Origin of the sequence: Actinopolyspora biskrensis (assembly GCF_013408175.1) — a bacterium.
Lineage (GTDB): Bacteria > Actinomycetota > Actinomycetes > Mycobacteriales > Pseudonocardiaceae > Actinopolyspora > Actinopolyspora biskrensis.
The window spans coordinates 248,945-266,985 of record NZ_JACBYW010000004.1; the positions used below are offsets into that span (position 1 = coordinate 248,945).

17 protein-coding genes are annotated in these 18,041 nt (G+C 68.9%); 7 read left to right on the forward strand and 10 right to left on the reverse strand.

Annotation, left to right across the window (positions count from 1 at the left end):
- Nucleotides 1-208 precede the first annotated feature (208 nt).
- The gene (locus FHR84_RS12220) at nt 209-1,066 is read left to right on the forward strand and encodes a helix-turn-helix domain-containing protein (RefSeq protein WP_179535608.1); all 858 of its coding nucleotides are present in this window, start codon (nt 209-211) and stop codon (nt 1,064-1,066) included.
- Nucleotides 1,050-1,238 carry a DUF397 domain-containing protein gene (locus tag FHR84_RS12225; RefSeq protein WP_179535609.1) on the forward strand — a complete coding sequence of 63 codons (189 nt, stop codon included), beginning with the start codon at nt 1,050-1,052 and terminating at the stop codon, nt 1,236-1,238. The genes FHR84_RS12220 and FHR84_RS12225 overlap by 17 nt, the downstream gene beginning before the upstream one ends.
- A gap of 204 nt (nt 1,239-1,442) precedes the next feature.
- On the opposite strand, the gene FHR84_RS12230 is transcribed toward FHR84_RS12225, so the two are convergent.
- The 9 genes from FHR84_RS12230 to FHR84_RS12270 all read right to left on the reverse strand — a co-directional run bounded on the left by FHR84_RS12230 (nt 1,443) and on the right by FHR84_RS12270 (nt 10,974).
- Entirely contained in the window at nt 1,443-3,026 is a 1,584-nt protein-coding gene (locus FHR84_RS12230) for an FAD-dependent oxidoreductase (RefSeq protein ID WP_179535610.1), read from the reverse strand.
- Between the two features lie 151 nt (nt 3,027-3,177).
- Complete coding sequence (locus FHR84_RS12235; RefSeq protein WP_179535611.1) at nt 3,178-4,206, reverse strand: NADP-dependent oxidoreductase; 1,029 nt, start codon at nt 4,204-4,206, stop codon at nt 3,178-3,180.
- Nucleotides 4,207-4,506: 300 nt separating this feature from the next.
- A complete protein-coding gene (locus tag FHR84_RS12240; RefSeq protein WP_179535612.1) occupies nt 4,507-4,926 on the reverse strand; it encodes a hypothetical protein in 420 nt (139 codons plus the stop codon).
- Nucleotides 4,919-7,828, reverse strand: a complete 2,910-nt coding sequence (locus FHR84_RS12245) for an FtsK/SpoIIIE domain-containing protein (RefSeq protein WP_179535613.1) — start codon at nt 7,826-7,828, stop codon at nt 4,919-4,921. The genes FHR84_RS12240 and FHR84_RS12245 overlap by 8 nt, the downstream gene beginning before the upstream one ends.
- Before the next feature lie 357 nt (nt 7,829-8,185).
- A complete protein-coding gene (locus tag FHR84_RS12250; protein WP_179535614.1) occupies nt 8,186-8,437 on the reverse strand; it encodes a hypothetical protein in 252 nt (83 codons plus the stop codon).
- A gap of 4 nt (nt 8,438-8,441) precedes the next feature.
- Complete coding sequence (locus FHR84_RS12255; protein ID WP_026152045.1) at nt 8,442-8,702, reverse strand: hypothetical protein; 261 nt, start codon at nt 8,700-8,702, stop codon at nt 8,442-8,444.
- A 242-nt stretch (nt 8,703-8,944) separates the two neighbouring features.
- Nucleotides 8,945-9,457, reverse strand: coding sequence for a hypothetical protein (locus tag FHR84_RS12260; protein WP_179535615.1), 513 nt, complete (start codon nt 9,455-9,457; stop codon nt 8,945-8,947).
- Nucleotides 9,447-10,052, reverse strand: coding sequence for a PRC-barrel domain-containing protein (locus FHR84_RS12265; protein ID WP_179535616.1), 606 nt, complete (start codon nt 10,050-10,052; stop codon nt 9,447-9,449). The genes FHR84_RS12260 and FHR84_RS12265 overlap by 11 nt, the downstream gene beginning before the upstream one ends.
- Before the next feature lie 184 nt (nt 10,053-10,236).
- The gene (locus FHR84_RS12270) at nt 10,237-10,974 is read right to left on the reverse strand and encodes a DUF4232 domain-containing protein (protein WP_179535617.1); all 738 of its coding nucleotides are present in this window, start codon (nt 10,972-10,974) and stop codon (nt 10,237-10,239) included.
- 796 nt (nt 10,975-11,770) lie between these two features.
- Between FHR84_RS12270 and FHR84_RS12275 the strand changes: the two genes are divergently transcribed.
- The 4 genes from FHR84_RS12275 (at nt 11,771) to FHR84_RS12290 (ending at nt 16,091) form a co-directional block, all read left to right on the forward strand.
- Nucleotides 11,771-12,691: a DMT family protein gene (locus FHR84_RS12275; protein ID WP_179535618.1), complete on the forward strand. Its 921-nt coding sequence runs from the start codon at nt 11,771-11,773 to the stop codon at nt 12,689-12,691.
- Nucleotides 12,692-12,703: 12 nt separating this feature from the next.
- The gene (locus FHR84_RS12280; protein ID WP_343075250.1) at nt 12,704-13,939 is read left to right on the forward strand and encodes a glycosyltransferase; all 1,236 of its coding nucleotides are present in this window, start codon (nt 12,704-12,706) and stop codon (nt 13,937-13,939) included.
- Nucleotides 13,940-13,950: 11 nt separating this feature from the next.
- Entirely contained in the window at nt 13,951-14,919 is a 969-nt protein-coding gene (locus tag FHR84_RS12285) for an alpha/beta fold hydrolase (RefSeq protein WP_179535619.1), read from the forward strand.
- A gap of 65 nt (nt 14,920-14,984) precedes the next feature.
- Nucleotides 14,985-16,091, forward strand: coding sequence for a glycosyltransferase family 4 protein (locus FHR84_RS12290; protein WP_179535857.1), 1,107 nt, complete (start codon nt 14,985-14,987; stop codon nt 16,089-16,091).
- 202 nt (nt 16,092-16,293) lie between these two features.
- Here FHR84_RS12290 and FHR84_RS12295 read toward each other — a convergent pair whose 3' ends face one another.
- Nucleotides 16,294-16,638 (reverse strand): peptidase inhibitor family I36 protein, encoded by a 345-nt coding sequence (locus FHR84_RS12295; RefSeq protein WP_343075251.1) that lies wholly within the window; start codon nt 16,636-16,638, stop codon nt 16,294-16,296.
- A 346-nt stretch (nt 16,639-16,984) separates the two neighbouring features.
- Here FHR84_RS12295 and FHR84_RS12300 point away from each other — a divergent pair, with 346 nt between their 5' ends.
- The gene (locus FHR84_RS12300; protein ID WP_179535621.1) at nt 16,985-17,959 is read left to right on the forward strand and encodes an aldo/keto reductase; all 975 of its coding nucleotides are present in this window, start codon (nt 16,985-16,987) and stop codon (nt 17,957-17,959) included.
- Nucleotides 17,960-18,041 lie beyond the last annotated feature (82 nt).

An 18,041-nucleotide genomic window follows, 5' to 3' on the forward strand; every position in this document is an offset into this window, starting at 1 on the left:
CACCCGCAACGACACCGCCCCACCCTCGGAGTGGCACGGCACCCGCACACCCGGACCATCAAATGATCCATGTCTCATGCTCATGCGCTACGCTCCCCGTAGGAGATTAAACCTGATACCGGAATCAATAGTCTCTAACCGGTATCTGCGGTTTCAATCCTCCGAATGGGTGTACTGTTTGGACAGCTTTATCCACTACGGTTGAGTCATGGCCGGACTCAACGAGGCGCATACTCCGAAAGCTCGTCTGCTCGGTGCTGAACTGCGTGAACTGCGCAAAAACGCTGGATTCAACGGTCGGCAACTTGCCGCAAAGCTCGGCATCACACAGACAACGATCTCGCGATACGAACGAGGAGCACGGACACCACCAGTCGACTACGTAGCCCGCGTGCTCGGACTATTCGGTGTCACTGGTCAGCGATACGACGAACTGGTGGAGTTCGCGCACTCGGCATCCGAACCAAACATGATTACCCGGTCGAGTATTCACCGGAACCTCGTCGAGATCAGCGAGTTCGAACGCGACGCGAGCGAAATCGTCTACATCGCGCCGTTGATGATTCCCGGGCCGCTTCAGACCAGGGCATACGCCGCAGCCGTGATGGCTAGTCTGCCACCGGATGAGCGCGACTTGCGCATTGAGCTACGGATGGCACGTCGTGAGGCTCTGGCCGAGCCACGTCAGATCACTACCTACCTCGCTGAACGCGTGTTGCGGGACCAGCTCGGTGGGTTCTCCGTAATGGCTGAGCAGATCGAGCATCTCGTCAAAGAAGCGTCACGTCCGAATGTTGATATCCGAGTCATCCCGGCTGATCAACAGAGGTGGACGCTCGCGCATGATGGCTCGTTCGTGCTGTACAAGTTCCCGAAAGCGTCCCCGATCGTGCACCTGGATCACCACGGCGGACCAGCGTTCCTCTATGACCAAGCCGACGTGGCGATCTATGCCGATGCGGTCGATACGCTGCCGGAGGTGTCCATGAGCCCGGATGAGTCGGTCGGGCTCATGGCCAACATGCTGGAAAAAATGGAAGGACGAAGTGATGCTACACCCTACTAACTGGCGTAAGGCCAGCTACTCGGGGCCGAACAACGGATGCGTCGAGGTCGGCCGGGTCGGTGACGGTGCGGCGGTGCGCGACACCAAGGACCGCTCGCTCGGCTACTTCACCGCCGACCGGCAGCAGTGGCAAGCGTTCCTCGACGCGGTGAAGACCGACCGCTTCGAGTGAGCCGACCGCACGAAGGGCGCCCCCGGAGAACTTTCCGGGGGTGCCCTTTTTCGCGCCGTGCGAAACTGTCCACAGTAGTCATCCCGTGGGGTGGATGTGGGGGCGGACCGCGACCAGCAGCGGCTGGTAGCGACCAGTCCGCATATCCACGGCTCCCCTGCGTGCGGGGAAAATTATGAGCAGCCAGTTCGCGTGACCGCTCTCCTAGAGCAGCACGCCGCGCAGGGCCCGGGCGACGAGCCCGTCCAGCTCTTCCAGGGCAGCGGCGCGTTCGGAGGGGGGCGGTTCCACCCGGAGCCGTCTGTCCAGCACGTCGGTGGCATTCAGGGCGCCCTCGTGGCGTACCGCCCACAGGACCTCGGCCACGGTCGGGGAGTGCCCGGACAGCGCGCGTTCGGCCAGGTTCGGATCGAGCTCGTGCAGGGCGACTATCCGCTCGGCGTCCCGCCCGTAGTTCGCGACCAGCTCGGGTGGCGCCTCCACCTGCGCCGGGTCGTCGCCGCCCGTGGCCCCGGCCAGCCGGAGTGCCGCGGTTCCGCTGGGCCCCGCGCGCAGGCCGGTCGTTCGCGCCGCGGTGTCGACGGCCTCCTCCGCCGCCTTCCGGAACGAGCTCGGCCCGGAGCCGGCGACCGTGACGACACCGTCGGGCGAGATGTGCGCTCCGTGCCCGGGGAAGGCCCGGGCGGCCCCGCCGCGTCCCGCCCGCGGTGCCCGTCGGAGAACGGTGCGCGAGTCGGTGTGAACCCCGGTGACGTGCTCGGACGACAGGCGCGTTCCGAGCAGTCCGCTGCCCGACTCCAACAGGCTCTCCCGCTCGGAGTCCGACAGCTCGGCGGGGCGGGTGGCCGCTTCGCCCGGGGTGCTCTCGGTGGTGAGCGGTCCCAGCGAGAGCCGCCCGTCCCCCAGCGGCAGGATCTCGATCGAGCCGCCGGTGGGACCGCCCCCGGCCGAGGCCACTCCCGCGCGGGTGGTGCCCACGGCGTCGGCGGTCAGCAACAGCCAGGAGTCGCGCAGCACCCGCGCCCCGGGGACCTCGGCCAGCTCCTGCGCACGTCCCCCGGTGGCGTTCACGACCGAACGGGCCCGCACGCGGATCTCGGAGTCGCCGAGCCGGTCCGACACGTCGGCCCCGTCGCGGTGCAGCGCCGTGGCGCGTACCCGGGGCAGGATCCGGGCGCCCAGCCCGGCCGCGGTGCGGGCGAGCGCCACGACCAGCCTGGCCTCGTCGACCGGCTGTCCGGTGAATCCCAGCAGACCGCCGCGCAGGTCCTCCCGGCGGAGCGCGGGCACCAGCGCCCGCGCCTCGGCGGGAGGTACCCGGCGTGTCGCCGGCAGGGCGTTCGCGCCCGTGCGCCTCCGCGGCGCCTCCGCGCTCCGGAGGCGGGTGAGCAGCGTGAGCTCGTCCGCGGTGGACAGCTCCGCGCCGAACGGGGTGAGCAGTGGCAGCGTGCGGAACAGGTGCGGGGCGGTCCGGTTCGTCAGCGAGGCGAGCTCGACCGCCCGGGAACGGGCGTGGGCGAGTTCTTCGGGAGCGAGCCGGGGAGGTGGTCCGCAGGTGGACCCGCGGGACCGGCGGGAGGAGTTCCGGGCGAGGTCCCCCTCCTCGATCAGTGCCACGGACAGCCCGCGCGAAGCGGCGTCGAGGGCCACGCCCGCCCCGGTGATCCCACCGCCGACCACCAGCACGTCGGGACGCGCTCCACCGGCGAGTTCGGCGAGCTCGGCGTCGCGCCTGGAAGCGTTGAGCGAGGTGGCCCGGAACGGGGCGGACGGGCTGGATGTGCTCATGCGGTCCTTCGGCCTCCCGTGGAGCTCGGTGAATCCGGCGCGGACCCGGTCGTGCGCGCCGCCGACGGCACGCACGACCGGGACGCCCCGGGGACTCGTCCTCCGCGCCGGTCCACGTCGGCCGGGGACCGGCCGGCCCGCGGCGGAAGGATCAGACGTTGACGATCATCTTGCCGGTGTTGTCCCCGCGCAGCACACCGAGGAAGGCCTCGGGCGCGTTGCGCAGCCCGTCCACGAAGGTCTCCTCGTGGATGAGCCTACCCTCGCGGACCAGCGGGGCCACGTGCTCGAAGAACTCGCGCTTGAGGTGGCCGTTGTCGTTGACGATGAAGCCCTGCATGCTCAGGCGCTTGGTCACGAACTGGAACATGTTGCGGGGACCCGGCTGCGCCTCGGTCGCGTTGTACTGCGAGATCGCTCCGCAGGCCGCGATCCGGCCGAAGTCGTTCATCGTCCCGATGGCCGCTTCGAGGTGGTCGCCGCCGACGTTGTCGAAGTAGACGTCGATGCCGTTCGGGGCCGCCTCGCGCAGCTGTTCGCCCACGGGGGCGTCCTTGTAGTTGAAGGCCGCGTCGAAGCCGAACCTCTCGGTGAGCAGCCGCACCTTCTCGGCCGATCCGGCGCTGCCGATCACGCGTTCGGCTCCGTTGAGCTTGGCGAGCTGCCCCACGAGCGAGCCGACCGCTCCGGCGGCTCCGGAGACGAAGACGGTGTCGCCCTGCTGGAAGCGCGCCTTGTCCATCAGCCCGACGTAGGCGGTCATGCCCGGCATCCCGAGAACGCCGAGGAACGCGCTCGACGGCAGGTCGTCGGCCACCGTGGTGGCCTGGGAGGCGTCCACCGCGGCGTACTCCCGCCAGCCGAGGGCGTGCAGGACCTGCTGTCCGGTGGAGAAGTCGTCCGAGTTGGAGCTGACGACCTCACCGACGGCTCCTCCGTCGAGTGGTTTGCCGATCTCGAAGGGAGCCACGTAGGACTTGGCCGCGCTCATGCGCCCGCGCATGTACGGGTCGACGCTCATGGCCTTGTTGCGCACCAGGATCTGGCCCGGGCCGGGTTCGGGGACGGGGGCTTCCGCGATCTCGAAGTTGTCCGTTGTCGGCCATCCCGCGGGGCGGGAGGCGAGCCGGACCTCCAGGGCTGTGGCCGGGACGGAAGAGTCGGTCACCTGAACCTCCATATTCGAAACTGTTTCGTATCGTAATTTTACCCGCGTCGCTGTGCGGTTGCCACGCGAATAAGTACGTCCGATCGTACCGACCGGTCGGTCTCCGAAGGGCGAGCCGCCGCGCTTCGCGACCCCTCCGGTTGCGGGGCCGCGGTTTCCGGCGGGTTTCAGGAGGCTGTGGGGACCCCGGTTTCAGGCAGAACTGAGTCCCTGTGCCCGGTCGAAGTGCTGCGACCGCTCTTGCACCGGATCGGGGTGGTTAACCCGTTGTGGGGCTCGGTGGTCACGGCGATCCCCCGAGCACGTCGTGGATCAGCGCTCGCGGCGGCCCAGCCAGCCGGTGGGGAGCAACCCCGAACCCGACCAGCGCTTCTGACCGACCGCCTCGTGCAGTTCCATGTAGGCGCTCTGCACCGAGCGGATGGCCTCCTCGGCCGAAGTGGGCTCGGCCGCGGGGTCGGGGGAGGGGAGCTGGGTCACCTGCATCCAGCGCTCCTCCCACAGCGCCTCCTTGGCCGCGTTCCAGCGGAGACGAACGCCCTCGTCCACCTGGTCCCGCTGCTGTCGCGCCTGCTCGACCCGGTCCCGCTCGGTGGTGAGCTCGTGCTCCAGCTGCTCGACGCGCTGTCGCTCCCGCTCGCTCAACCGCTCCGCCGCCTCGGTGGCCAGGGCGGCGATCTCCTTGTAGCGCTCGGCTGCCCTGGACGTCCTCTCCTCGGAGTGCTCAGTCACCGGTGTCCTCCCCGACGTTGGAGATGACCGCGTCCGAACCGCGCGGACGCGGGACGTGTTCCTGCTCGTCGGGCTCCGGATCCGACCCCCGTTGCTCGAGCACCCCGGAAAGATCGAACGGGAGGACGACCTCGGGGTGCGAGTGCGCCGAGCGGTCGAAGAACAGCCCACGATGGGCGCGCGGGGACCAGGTGATCAGCTGGCCCGCCGCCAGCGGTGCCAGTTCCTGGCCCTGCACGTCGAAGGCGACCCAGGCTCCCACGTCGTCGGCCGGTCCCATGCCCAGCGCGTTGCGCAGCCGCTGGACGCTGCGCCACCAGCCGATGGTGTGCACCCCCGCCTCCGGGCCCTGCTTGAGGAGCTTGCGCAGCTGGTCCAGCCCGCTGAGCCGCGTCTGCGGATCCTTGTTCTCCAGCAGGGGCTGGGCGGCATCGGCCCCGTAGAGCAGCAGGCAGTGCTTGGCTGTCCCGGACCCCTTCGAGGTCGAATCGGCGCGCTCGTCGAGCAGCGCGGACAACCGCTGCAGGGTGTCGTTCAACTCCCCCGTCTCGACGAACGAGACCTCGTGCCCGCCCTGCCGCAGCGTCGACTCCAACGCGCGCGCCTGTTCCGCGCTCTCGTCGACCAGCCCCGCGATGGTGAACTCGATGTCACCGGGCACGAACTGCGCGGCCAGCGAGAGCGCGCTCGCGCCCAGCACGGCCACGGCGTCCTGCTGGGCCGAACCGAGCACAGCCAGGTTCCTGCCGGGGGAGCGCCCGAACGGCAGCGCCGCCGCCGTGCCCCGAACGTCGATCACCTGCCCCAGCAGCACCTGCGGGGAACGCTTCGGACCCGGGCGCAGCGCCTCGTAGTCCTCCAGCTCGGAGAGTCGGGGCAGGTGCGAGCCGTCGAACAGCCGCGGAGGGCGCGCGTTGCGCCTGCCCGTTTCCCACAGGTGCCGCTCCCACAGGCCCGTCTGCAGCGAGTCGAAGGTCTCCGAGGCAGTGGCGTCCGGTATGCGCGCCACTTCGTTGCCGTGCTTGACCCCGGAGTCGTGGTTGACCACGGCGTGCCAGCGCGGCAGCTCCAACGCTGTCGTGTTGTTGTCCACCAGCACCCTCCGGGCCTTGGGCAGGGCGATCCGCAGGATGAACTGCTCGAAGATGGCCGGTTTGCCCCAGAACGCCTCGATGCCGGAGACGTCCTGACTGGCCAGAATCAGATGGATCCCCTGGGAACGTCCCCTGCGGGCGACGTCCTCCAGCAGTGTGGCCGCCTGAGTGGAGACCGAGTCGCGTTCGGAGAACAGGTACTGGAACTCGTCGATCACGGCGACGATCCGGGGCCAGCGCCCCTGCGGATCACGCTGGCGCAGCTCCTCGAGCTTGGTCACCTCGTGCGCCTTGGCCGCGTCGGCCCTGCGCCGCATCTCCGTGGCGAGGAAGCGCAGCAGGGCCAGACCGAACTCGCGGTCGGTGTTGACGTTGACCCCCACGAGCTTGGCGTGCGGCAACCAGCTCGGGTCCCTGCTGCCGGGGGTGAACTGGGCGAACGACACGCCCTCCTTGAAGTCGAGCAGGTACATCTCCAGCTCGTCCGGGCTGTACCGGGCGGCGAGCGCCCCCAGCATCCCGTACAGGAAGTTCGTCTTGCCCGAGCCGCTGGGCCCGCCGACCAGGGTGTGCGGACTGGAGTCGCCGAGCGAGATCCGCACCGGCTCCCCCTCGAAGAAACCGACGGGAGCGGTCAGCCCTGAGGTGGAGTCGTTCGTCCAGTACCGCTCGGGAAGCAGGTCGTCGAAGGTCCGCACCCGGGAGCGCCTGGCCTGGAACGTTTCCGAGATCGCCGAGCAGGCCCTGCTCACGCGCTCCCGCGGGGGAGCCTCGTCCGGGGTGATCGTCAGGTGTGCGCCGGTCATGCTGCTGCGCGCGCTGTCCGGGCCGGTCAGGGTCACCGACTCCAGGGCGTTGTTCACCGTCATCGGCAGGTCCACGACGATCAGCTGGATCCCGCAGGACAGCCCGTTGCGGGCGACGCGCTGCAACTGCTGCTGCTGTTCCTCCTTGAGCGGTTCACCGTCACCGAACAGCACGGCGATCCGCCAGGGCTCGCCACGGTGGCCGGTTTCCTCGGCGAGGGACTTCAACGAAGTGTGCCCCCCGAGCAGCGCGGTGGTGTGGATCCTCCTGATGTGCTCGGCCAGCTCTTCGAGGAGATCGTCCAGTCGTGTCGGGTCGTGCGCCGTGAGCAGACCGGAGCGGGTCAGGGGGAACAGCCCGGGCAGGGTGCCGGTCAACCGTGCCGTGTCCCAGACGTGGACGCGCACCAGCCCCGGCTCGTAGTACGAGAGCACGCGCAGCAGCAGGTTCTGCACGAGGTGCTCGGCGGCGTCCCTCGTGGCGTTCTCGGACGTGGCGGACCGGCAGGTGATGCGCAGGTTCGACTCGTCGAGCAGCGGAACCGCGGCGGGGAACCCGGCCGCCTCGGGAGCGGCCGGGGCGTGCCCGGTGCCGATGCGCCACAGCTCGGGCGCGGGGGTCTGCGCGGTCGCGGAGCCGATGCTGCCCAGCCACTCGCGCCACGGTGCCGAGGCCGTGCCGGGAGCCGCTTCGGACATCAGCTCGGCCAACCGGTCGGGCCCCTGCGCCGTCCACCGGGAGAACACCTCGACCCGTTCGGCCACCGCCTCGTCCAGCGCCTCCCGGAACTCCGGTTGGTCGGATCCCTCGAACGATTCCGGATCACCTGCCGCAGCGGAGACCCCGTGCTGTGCGATTCGCAGCGCGTGCTCCTGCTTGACCTGCTCCGACCGGACCCGCTCCACCTCGTTCTCGGCCGCTCCGAGAGCCGTGGCCGCGGTGGCCCTGAGCCGATCGAAGGCCGTTTGAATCGCGTTGCGCCGCTCGTTGCGTTTACGCACGCCCCACCTCGGTACTCGCGTCACTGACCGTAAGCAAAGTACCACTGAACAGCCCGTGCGGACGGTGGTGTGATCGGTTACTCGCGACGGGCCACCGGAGCACCGAGGCACACCCGGAGGGACGGTTCCCCGGTGTTCTCCGTTCAGCTCGTCGTGGACGCTCACTCGGCGGGATCTCTCGCGGGCTCCTGAGCGGGCGCCCCGACGCCGGACAGCGACCTGCACGACGCCGGGACCGTCCTCGCGGGAACACCACGGGAGAACCCGCGGCGGTGCCGACGGGCGGGATGCTGTGCTTCGGCGCCGGGAGCGCCGAAGGAAGAACCCCGACCCAACGACCCGACCGGAAAAGCTCTGTCAAAGTCCTGCCGCGAACTGTCTGATCGCGTCGGAGACGTGCTCCACCGTGGACAGTGTATGTCCTATCTGGTCGTCCGCGCGGTGCAGCCCCGGAGGTACCACCGTCTCCGGGTTGTCCGGGTCCACCCCGCGCAGCGCCGATTCCGCCTGGTGCAGCGCGGTGCGGGAGGTGGCCAGGTGCCGCTGGGTCTGCTCGAGCTGGTCGCTGACCGTCTGCAGTGCCTGTTGGAGTTCCTGGAGCGCCGACACCGTGTTACAGCCGTCCCGCGTAGTTCTCGGCCGAGGTGATGCTGGCGTTGATCGTGCCCTGAACCCCGTTGAGGCTCTGTGCGGCCTCGGCGAGCATCCCGTAGGCGTGCTGGATCTCCTCCTGCCCGCTGCCCTGCGTGGCGTTGGCCAGCGCCTGCTGGGCCTCCTCCAGGCTCAGGGTCGCCTGCTGCAAGGCGGCCACGCTCTCCGAGGCCTTCTGATTGGCCAGTGCTATACCGGCACGAACTTCTTCCACACCTGCCATCGACTTGTCCCCCTCCGGGTGATCGTGTTCTGATGCCACCGCCGCTGCGGGCGCGTTCACGTGGACACCGATGTCGATCACCAAAGTAGCGTTCCACCGCGGTGTTGCCGATCTCAGGTTGGCACTCGGCGTGTTCGCCCGAAACGCCCGTACGGAGGTCCCTTCCGGCTGATTCGCCCGGAACCCCCGGAACGGCGGAGGAACGGCCGAACCGTCCTCCGCACCGGGCCGGAGGTGCGCCTTCAGGGGTCGACGTGATTCCCGGACTGGCTCTCCGGCCGGGAGGGCTGTGCGGGGCTCTGGTGGGGGGCTCCGGTCAACGGTCCCGCCGTGGTCGCGGAGGCCACGTCTCCGGCGGAGTCGGTCCTCCCGGTGGTGCTCCACGCTTCCACGAGCATCCGCTCGCCCCGTGCGACCAGGGAACCGACCAGTGCGGGGTCGTCGATCACGGTCCAGGCGCTCGGCGGTTCGCAGGAGACGCGGGCTCCGGTGAACCCGGGGCCGAGAACGTTCAGCAGCTCCCGCACCGCCCGGGAGAGGGTGGCGGCCTGGTTCCCCGACGCCGGTGCGGAGGTGGTCCGTGCCAGCGTCACGGAACGGCACCCCGGTTCCTCGTCGGAGCAGTCCGCGGACTGCACGATCCGCCCCGCCGTCCGCCGGATCAGATCGTCGCACGCCCGGCGTGCCGTTTCCTCGTCCTCGGCGCCGACCACGACAGTGGTCAACAGCTCCACAGCGAACTCGTCAGCCGTCACGGCCGTCATTGTCCCGCAGCCGATCGACGGCACGGTCGGGTGCGCCCCCCGGGAGCGGGCCGTGGGCCCCCGGGCGGTGCGGCTCCGGGGAATCTCCGCCGGGGGAGCCCTCGGCCCCTGTGCGAGGGGACTCCGAGGAGCGCTCCGGGGCGGGTACGTGCTCCTGTCCCGGAGCCGTCATCGCCTCCGGTGGGCAGCTTCGGTTGCGTGCGTGCGAGTGCCGCGTTCGGGAGTTCGCGGCGGGGGTGCTTCCCGGAACCCCGGGAGGCGGTACTCCCGTGTCGTCGACGCCGTAGTGCTCGTAGAGTCTGCGCCCGTCCCGGTTCGAGAGGTGGCCGTGCTCGACGTCCACGTTCGGGGCCGTCCTCACCTGCCGCTTCGAGAAAACGAGCAGCAGGTGACCCCGGCTGAGGACGGCACCGTGCAGTGGGGCGAAGTTCTCACGCATCCCCAGGGGGCCGCTGCGAACCGTCACCCAGTCGGCCCGGTGGCTGGTGTCGTCGACGTAGACGTCCCCGACCCGTCCGATGCGTTCCCCGTCCTGATCGCGCACCTGGATGCCGAGCAGGTCCTGTGCGTGCGGCACTTCGCTCATGGCCCCCGCCTCGGTCGTGCTCGGGATGACGAGTGTTCCTCCGCCGCCGTCAGTTCCGAGTCCTACGCTGCCCGGTTCGCCGGGTGAGCGCAAATCCTGCGGATGCGGGGACCGGTGGCACCGGGTCCGCCCCGGCGGAGCGGGCGAAGTCTCCGCCGTCCGGCACGGGCACCGGCCGAGCGGTTCAACGGAACGCCGTCACGTCGATGGCTCCTCCACCGCACACCCGGCCGTGGTTCCAGTCGAGCCGGAACGAATCGGTTTCGTCCGGCGGGGTGACACTGACCCCGCTCGGGGCGGGCTCACAGGGGTTGCCCGACGGATCGGTACCGCTCGGAACGACACTCCAGTGCAGCCGTGCCGAAGAGGTCTCGTCCGGAGCCAGTCTGACGGTGCTGGGGCCAGGAGCGGCGTTCCTGGACACATCGGTGGGCAGCGGGGCGCCGGACTCGTCGAGCAGTTCCAGTCCCGGGTACCCGTAGAGCGTGCACGTGCTGTCGCCGGTGTTGCGCAGCGTCAGCTCGGCGTAGCGCTGTCCGGCCCCCGGGCTGCCCCGCTTCAGGGCACCGTCCAGCACCCCGGTGTGACAACGGCTCGTCGAAGGACGTTGTCCGGCGTTGGTGGAGGTTCTTCCGGTCGATTCTCTCCCTTCCGAGGTCGAGGAAGCGGTGGAGCGCTCCGCCGAGCTCCGGTCCGTCCGTGCTCCGTCGGCGGAGTCGTCGGTTCGTGTGCGGGACGTCGACGCGCCCGTCGCTCCCGCGGCGGAGTCGCCGGACGTTCCCATCGCTTCGCCCGCCGATCCGGACAGCTCGTTCGCGGGGTCGGCCTGCTGACCGCACCCGGCGAGCAGAGCACCTGTGAGCAGGGTCGTCGTCGCCGCGAAAACGCGGAAACCGAGACCGTTCCGTCGATGGGGAACCATTGCGGCACCTCCCGTTGCTACCGGTTTCGTCGATTCACCGTTGATCCGTTTCTCTTCCCGTAGGACGTGTCGGTTGCCCAGGGGTTGCTTCCGTAGTACCGAACTGGGCGAGATCGACTCAGCTGCCCGTTGGGTCCGATTCGCCCGGGCGCGGTGCGGCCCCGTTGTCGTCGCGTGGCGGACAGGGCCCGTTCGGGCGCGGGGTGATCGAGCTTCGCGTGTGCCCGTGAGTTCGTCACGCCGGGTCGCCGAACGGGCTCGCCGCGTGTTGTTCCCTCTTTCGCGCGAGTGGGCTCACTCACTGCGGACCGTACTCCTCGGCCCCGGGGAATGCCGTGTCCCGCGGTGTTCGTGGAGACGAATTCGCTGGTGTGCGAGCTGCAGCGCGGGCAGGGGGCACGTTCGGGTGGCCGGGGTCCGAATGAAGCGAATCGGCATCGCACCGCGGACGGGTGTTCTACAGTCGTGCGCGTGAACGTCCGGGCTGCGTGGAGTCCGGGGGTGTCCCCGAGAGCAGCGCGGCGCACTCCGGGGAAAGTGGGGGAACACCCTGAAGTGCAACGATGTGCGGTACGCGAGATTCATGGGGAGCAGGAACAGGCCTGCCCGGTTCCGGGGCGCGTGCGAAGGACTTCCGGTCGGGACTCTCGGCGATTCGGAGTTTTCGGCGGTGTTGTGGAGGATCGTGGTGGAGACACGGGAAGGCGGGTGTTCCCGTTCCGGGGACGCGAGGAACCGAGTGAGAACGGTGGCTCGTGGTGCTGGATGATGCGGCTATGAGCGGACGAGATCTGATATGACCATGTTCGCGGTTGTACTCGCGGCCGTGGCGGCCTTCGGATACGCCTTCGGAGCTCGCCTGCAGCACGGTGCGGTCCACGACACGATCTCCGGACGAGGCCTGGGGGTGCGCAACCAGCTGCGCCTGGTGCGCAACACCCGGTGGCTGTTGGGGTTGATCTGCCTGGGCAGCGGCACTGTCCTGCACGCCCTGGCACTGGGGTTCGCTCCGCTCAGCGTGGTACAGCCGCTCGGGGTGCTGGCCCTGCCGATCACCGTGCTGCTGAACTCGGGCGGAAACGCCGGAGAGTTGGGCAAGCTGCCGCGTTCCACGATCGTGGCGGTCTTGATGAGTGGTGGCGGTGTCGCCGCGTTCGTCTTCCTGGCGGTGCGGAGCGCGACCCCGACTTCGGTGACTTCGGAGGCGGCCGTGACCGCGGTCCAGCTCGTCACCGTGGCGGTGCTGGTGTTCGGGGTGGTGGCCCTGCTGAGTCGCCGCTCGGTACGCTGCGTCGCCTACGCCTCCGGGTGCGCCGTGGCGTACGGTCTCGTTTCGCTGCTGCTCCGCGCGGTGTCCCAGCAGGTGACCTCCGGAAAGCTCGCCGAGGTCCAGCTGTGGTTGCTGCTGGCCATGGTGGTGGCGGTTCTCGTCGGGGGATGGCTGCTGCAGCACGCCTACGCGAGCGGCCCGCCTGATCTCGCCGTCGCCTGTCTGACCGTTATCGACCCGTTGGTGGCCGTTGGGCTCGGCATCGGCCTGCTGGGGGAGGCCGACGCCGTCGGCACGCCGACCGCGGCGGCCGAAGTGGTGTGCGCTGCGATCGCTTGCGCCGGTGTATTCGCGCTTGCGCGCTACCACCCGGACAACCGGAGCGGCGTTGCACCTACCGTGACCGAGGACAACGACCGCCGGGTCACGTCGATTGACAGTTCGTAATGGGAGTAGCAGGTGACTTCGCAACCAAGCGGCCGGCCACTGCGGATCGTGATCGGTGCCGTCATGTATCCGCCCGACGTCAACGGTGCCGCTAGCTTCGGACACCGGCTCGCGACGGGCCTGGCCGCACGTGGCCACGATGTGCACGTGATCTGCCACGCCTCGGACCGGAGGTCGCACACCGCGGTCGAGGACGGCGTTACCGTCCACCGGGTCGGCTCTTACGCCACCCCGGTCCACCCCACGGCCAGGATGTGCTCTCCGTGGCGTGCCTCCTCCGAGGCGAAGAGGTTGTTGGCCGAGATCCGACCGGATGTGGTGCACGTCCAGTCCCACTTCTTCATCGGCCGCGGAGTGATCAACGCCGCCCGCAGGATGGACATTCCGCTGGTGGCGACCAATCACTTCATGCCCGAGAACATCTTCGGGTACCTGCGGATTCCCAGGGGACTGCAGTCCGTCACGGCCAAGGTGCTGTGGAGGAACCTGGTCAGGCACTACAGCAAGGCGGCAACGGTGACCGCGCCGACACCGCGCGCCGTTCGACTGCTGCGGGAGAACGGCTTCGAGAAGCGTGCGCTGCCGATCTCCTGCGGGATCGACATCGACCGGTATCGCAGCGCCGCGGCCGAATATCGTGAGCAGCACCCGTTCCCCGAGGTCAGGACCGTGCTGTTCGTGGGAAGACTCGACGAGGAAAAGCACGTCGAGGATCTGTTGCGTGCGATGTCCCTGCTGCGCGCGGACGTGTCCACCCGCCTGGAGATCGTCGGGGACGGGAGCAGGAAGGAGACCCTCGAGCACCTCGCCGCCGAGCTCGGCATAGCGGACAGGGTGTGCTTCACCGGCTTCGTGGACGACGAGGAGCTGTTGGCCGCCTACGCGCGTGCCGACGTGTTCTGCATGCCCAGCATCGCGGAGCTGCAGAGCCTGGCGACGATGGAGGCGATGTCGGCTCGTACGGCTGTGGTGCTGGCCAACGCGATGGCCCTGCCCCACTTGGTTCGACCGGGCCGCAACGGCTGGCTCTACCCTCCGGGGGATGTCCACGCGTTGGCCAAGGCCGTCGACGAGATCGTCACCGACCGTTCGACCGTCGACGCCATGGGGGCCTTCAGCGAGCAGATCATTTCCGACGCGCACGACATCGACGCGGTGCTGGCCAGGTTCGAGTCGGTCTACCGGCATCTGATCGATCCGGGGAGGGCCGACGACCCGGTGGAGATCCACACCGAGATGGCGAGCTGAGGCGATTCGTCGTGGGCGAGTCGACGACCGCGGCGAGCGGTTCCGGGGAACTCACCGCCAGGGTGAGCCGTTCGACGTTGTCCGTGCTGGGCAGCGCTCTGAGATTCTGGCGGTACGCCCCGACCGCCGTTCCGCCGGGGGAAGTCGGGCAGGACCGCCCCGGCGAGGGCGGGAACGGGGACGTGAGTCGCGGGACCGGCAGCAGGTTGATCATGCTGCACGGGTTGCGCGGTACCCACCACGGACTCGGGCTGATCGTGGGTTCCCTCCCGGAGCGGGAGGTGCTGGTTCCCGACCTTCCCGGGTTCGGCGAGTCGGAGCCGATGACCGCGGAGAAGCACGATGTGGCCGGGTACGCGAAGGCCGTCGTGGAACTGCTCCGTGAGGTTCGTGCGGACGGGGAGCGTTTCGATCTGCTCGGGCACTCCTTCGGTTCGGTGGTGGCCGCCGCGGTGGCCGCGCGGGCTCCCGAGCTGGTCCGCGGGCTGGTGCTGGTCAACCCGATAGCCACTTCGCCGGTTCACGGGGCTTCCTCCGTGCTTACCCGGATCACCTCCTCTTACTACCGCTTGGGCGAGCTGCTGCCCGCGGGCGCGGGCAGGGAGCTGCTGTCGAACCGGTGGATCGTGCTCGCCGCGACCCGTGTCATGCTCCGCACTCGCGACTCGCGGGTGCGCCGGTTCGTCTACGACAGCCATCTGCGGCACTTCAGCCGTTTCCACAGTCCGGCGCTCGTGGCCGAGACCTATCGTGCCTCGATCAGCACAGCGGTCGAGGACCACGCCGAGCGGGTGAAGTCCCCCACCCTGCTGATCGCCGGGGCGACGGACGAGATCGCCCCGCTCGAAGGGCAGCGGCGGCTGGTTCACGGGCTCGTGGACGGGCGGTTGCGGGTCGTCGACGGGGTCGGACATCTCGTGCACTACGAGGCGCCCGAACGTGCCGCTCGGGAGATCCGCTCGTTTCTGGACGAGTCGTGAACGCGGCGGGGAGGGGCGCGCGTTCGCCCGCCGGGGACGACGAGCGCGGTGCGCGGGACGCGGACATGCGGATATTCGTCGATGCTCGTTGGACACGTACCGACTTCCCGGACGGCATCAGTCGTTACACGGCGGGACTGGTCGAGGCGTTGCACCGGATCCGTCCGGTGACCGTGCTGATCCACGACCCGGCCCAGCTCGGGTTGCTGCCAGCGGGGGTACCGCACGAGCTGATCAACAGCCCGTTCTCGCCGCGGGAGCTGTGGGTATCGCGCACCCTGCACCGGCTCGGTGCCGAAGTGGTGTTCAGCCCGATGCAGGTGATCGGTGGGTTCCGGCGCCGTTACGCGCAGGTCCTCACCCTGCACGACCTGATCTACTACCGGTATCCGAAACCCCCGGAATTCCTCCCGCTGCCGGTGCGGATCGTGTGGTGGCTGTTCCACCACGCCTGGTGGCCGCAACGCGTGCTGCTCAACCGCGCCGACCTGGTGATCACCGTGAGCGAGACGACCAAGAGGCTGATCGAGCGGCATCGTCTGACGCGGCGTCCCGTCGCGGTCGTCCCCAACGCTCCGACCGCTTCGTCGCCCGCGGACACCGGAAGTGCCGGCAGCACGGCGCGGACGGCCGAACAGGACGGGCAGGGCCGAGCTCCCTCCGCGTTGCTGTACATGGGGTCGTTCATGCCGTACAAGAACGTCACCACGCTCATCTCAGCGATGGACAGGCTGCCCGGTTACCGGCTCCACCTGTTGAGCCGGATCGACCCGGCCAGGCGACGCTCCCTGCGGGAAGTGGTCCCCAGCGGTGCCGACGTGGTTTTCTGGAACGGTGTGTCCGAGGAGGATTACGGGGACCTGCTGGGGAACGCGGCGGCTCTCGTGACCGCTTCCAAGGACGAGGGCTTCGGGCTCCCGCTGATCGAAGCCATGAACGCGGAAACCCCGGTGGTCTGCAGTGACATCCCGATATTCCGCGAAGTGACGGGTGGGCACGCGCAGTTCTTCGCCCCGGATTCGGTTTCCGGATTCATCGCGGCCGTGCGCCGCTCGGAGGATCCGGAAACCAGAGCGGAAACGGTCGAGTCCGCGCGCGCCCACGCCGCCGGTTTCACCTGGGAGGAATCCGCGCGCAAACTCCACGAATCGATTCGTCGGATGATTTCGTGACGCGGTTCCGACAGGACTCCGTCGGCTCGGTCGTCATGGGAGTTCGGGGAACGGAATCGCCCGTTTTCCCGGAAGTGGGGCCCGGACCTCGAACAACGTCCCGGGAACCCCTGTGATCACTCGTCCCGGCGGTGTGGAGTTTCGGTGCCGCCGCGCCGGACGGGGCCGGGGTCGGATGCGGGCCCCGTGCGAATCCCGCCGGTCAGTGCGTCCAGATCTTGAACGCTCTTACCACGAACGGGGAACGCGGAACGAAACTGCCCTCGGGGTAGGTGCTGAAGTCCCCTCTGGTGCCGCAGTGCGCGTCCTGGTACACGGTGACGGGGCGATTCAACCGGTTGACGAAGGAATGCGCCTCCAAGCCGTCGCTCAGCGGAACACACTCCTCCATGTTGGTCGTACGCAGGTCGGCGGAATGCGGACTGCCGCCGTACTGGTGTTCGGGCCAGGCGCAGAAGACGCCGGACTCGCACTGCGCTTCGTCCTGCTCGGGAGCGGGGACGGCCGCCGCCGGAGCCCCCAGCCCCACCGCTGTCAGGGCCAGCACCAGCGGTGTGCACCTCGCTCGCGACCGCCGCGGCGTTGTCGGGACCCGCGTGCTCTCCCGTCCGGGGAGTTTCCCGCGGGGAGTGGTCACACGTGAAGCGAACCTCATGAGAAGTGACTCCTTTCCGGTCGTGAATCGATTGCCGGGATTCGTGTCGAAACCTCTTGGTCAACATGGCGAAGGCGGGAGTCGGTTTGCCAGCGAACCGTCCGGATTCACCCCGGAAGAGTGTTTTTTCGTGCTTTCGGCGTGACGTGGGAAACTTCGGAAATTACACGAAAGAGTGTTCCTGTGACGTTGTGCGTGCGAGGTGGCGAAAATTCGCGGTGTCCGGTGTCATGGAAGTATGCAGACCACAGTGTTGGGAAAGACGGGTATGGAGGTGTCCCGGATCGCCTTCGGCACCTGGCAGCTGGGTGGCGAGTGGGGATCCTTCGACGAGGAACAGGCCGTCACCGCGATCCGCCACGCGCGTGAGCTGGGGGTCAATTTCTTCGACACGGCACAGGCCTACGGCTTCGGCAAGTCCGAGGAGGTCCTGGGGCGCGCGCTGCGGGACGAGCTGAAGAGGGACCGGGACAGCCTGGTCATCGCGACCAAGGGCGGTATCAATCCCGGAGGGGAACGCCCGAGGGACGCGCGGCGCGCGAACCTGCGTCAGGGCGTGACCGAGAGCCTGAGCTCCCTCGGCGTGGACCACATCGACCTGTACCAGGTGCACTGGCCGGACGAGCGGACCCCGGCCGAGGAGACCGCGAGCGCGCTGCAGGAGCTCGTGGACGAGGGCAAGATCCGCCACGTGGGCGTGTCCAACTACGACGCCGCCCAGATGGCGGAGTTCGACCGCACCCGTCCCGTGGAGACGCTCCAACCGCCGTACCACCTGTTTCGACGTGGTATCGAACGGGAGGTGCTGCCCTACACGCGTGAGCACGACATCGGCGTGCTCGCCTACAGCCCGTTGGCCAGCGGACTGTTGACGGGCAGGCTCTCCACGGAGAGCACCTTCGAGTCGAGCGACTGGCGTGCCCACTCCTCGGCCTTCCAGGGCGACACGTTCCGGCGCAATCTGGACATCGTGGAACAGCTCTCCCGGTTCGCCGCCGAACGTGGGACGAACGTGAGTCAGCTCGCGATCGCCTGGGTGCTCGCCCAGCGGGGCGTGCACGTCGCGATCGTCGGGGCGCGGAGTTCGCGCAACATCGAGAACAGCCTGGCCGCCGCCGATCTGGAGCTGACCCCGCAGGACCTGGTCGAGATCGACAGCATTACCTCCTCCGCCGTGTCGATCGAGGGGGCCAGCCCGGAAGGCGTGGCCTGAGACCCCACGGAGGAGGGCTCGTGCGGCCTGGTCGGGTGGCCGTCACGTGAGTCGGCGCCTCGGGAACTTCCGAGCGTTTCGC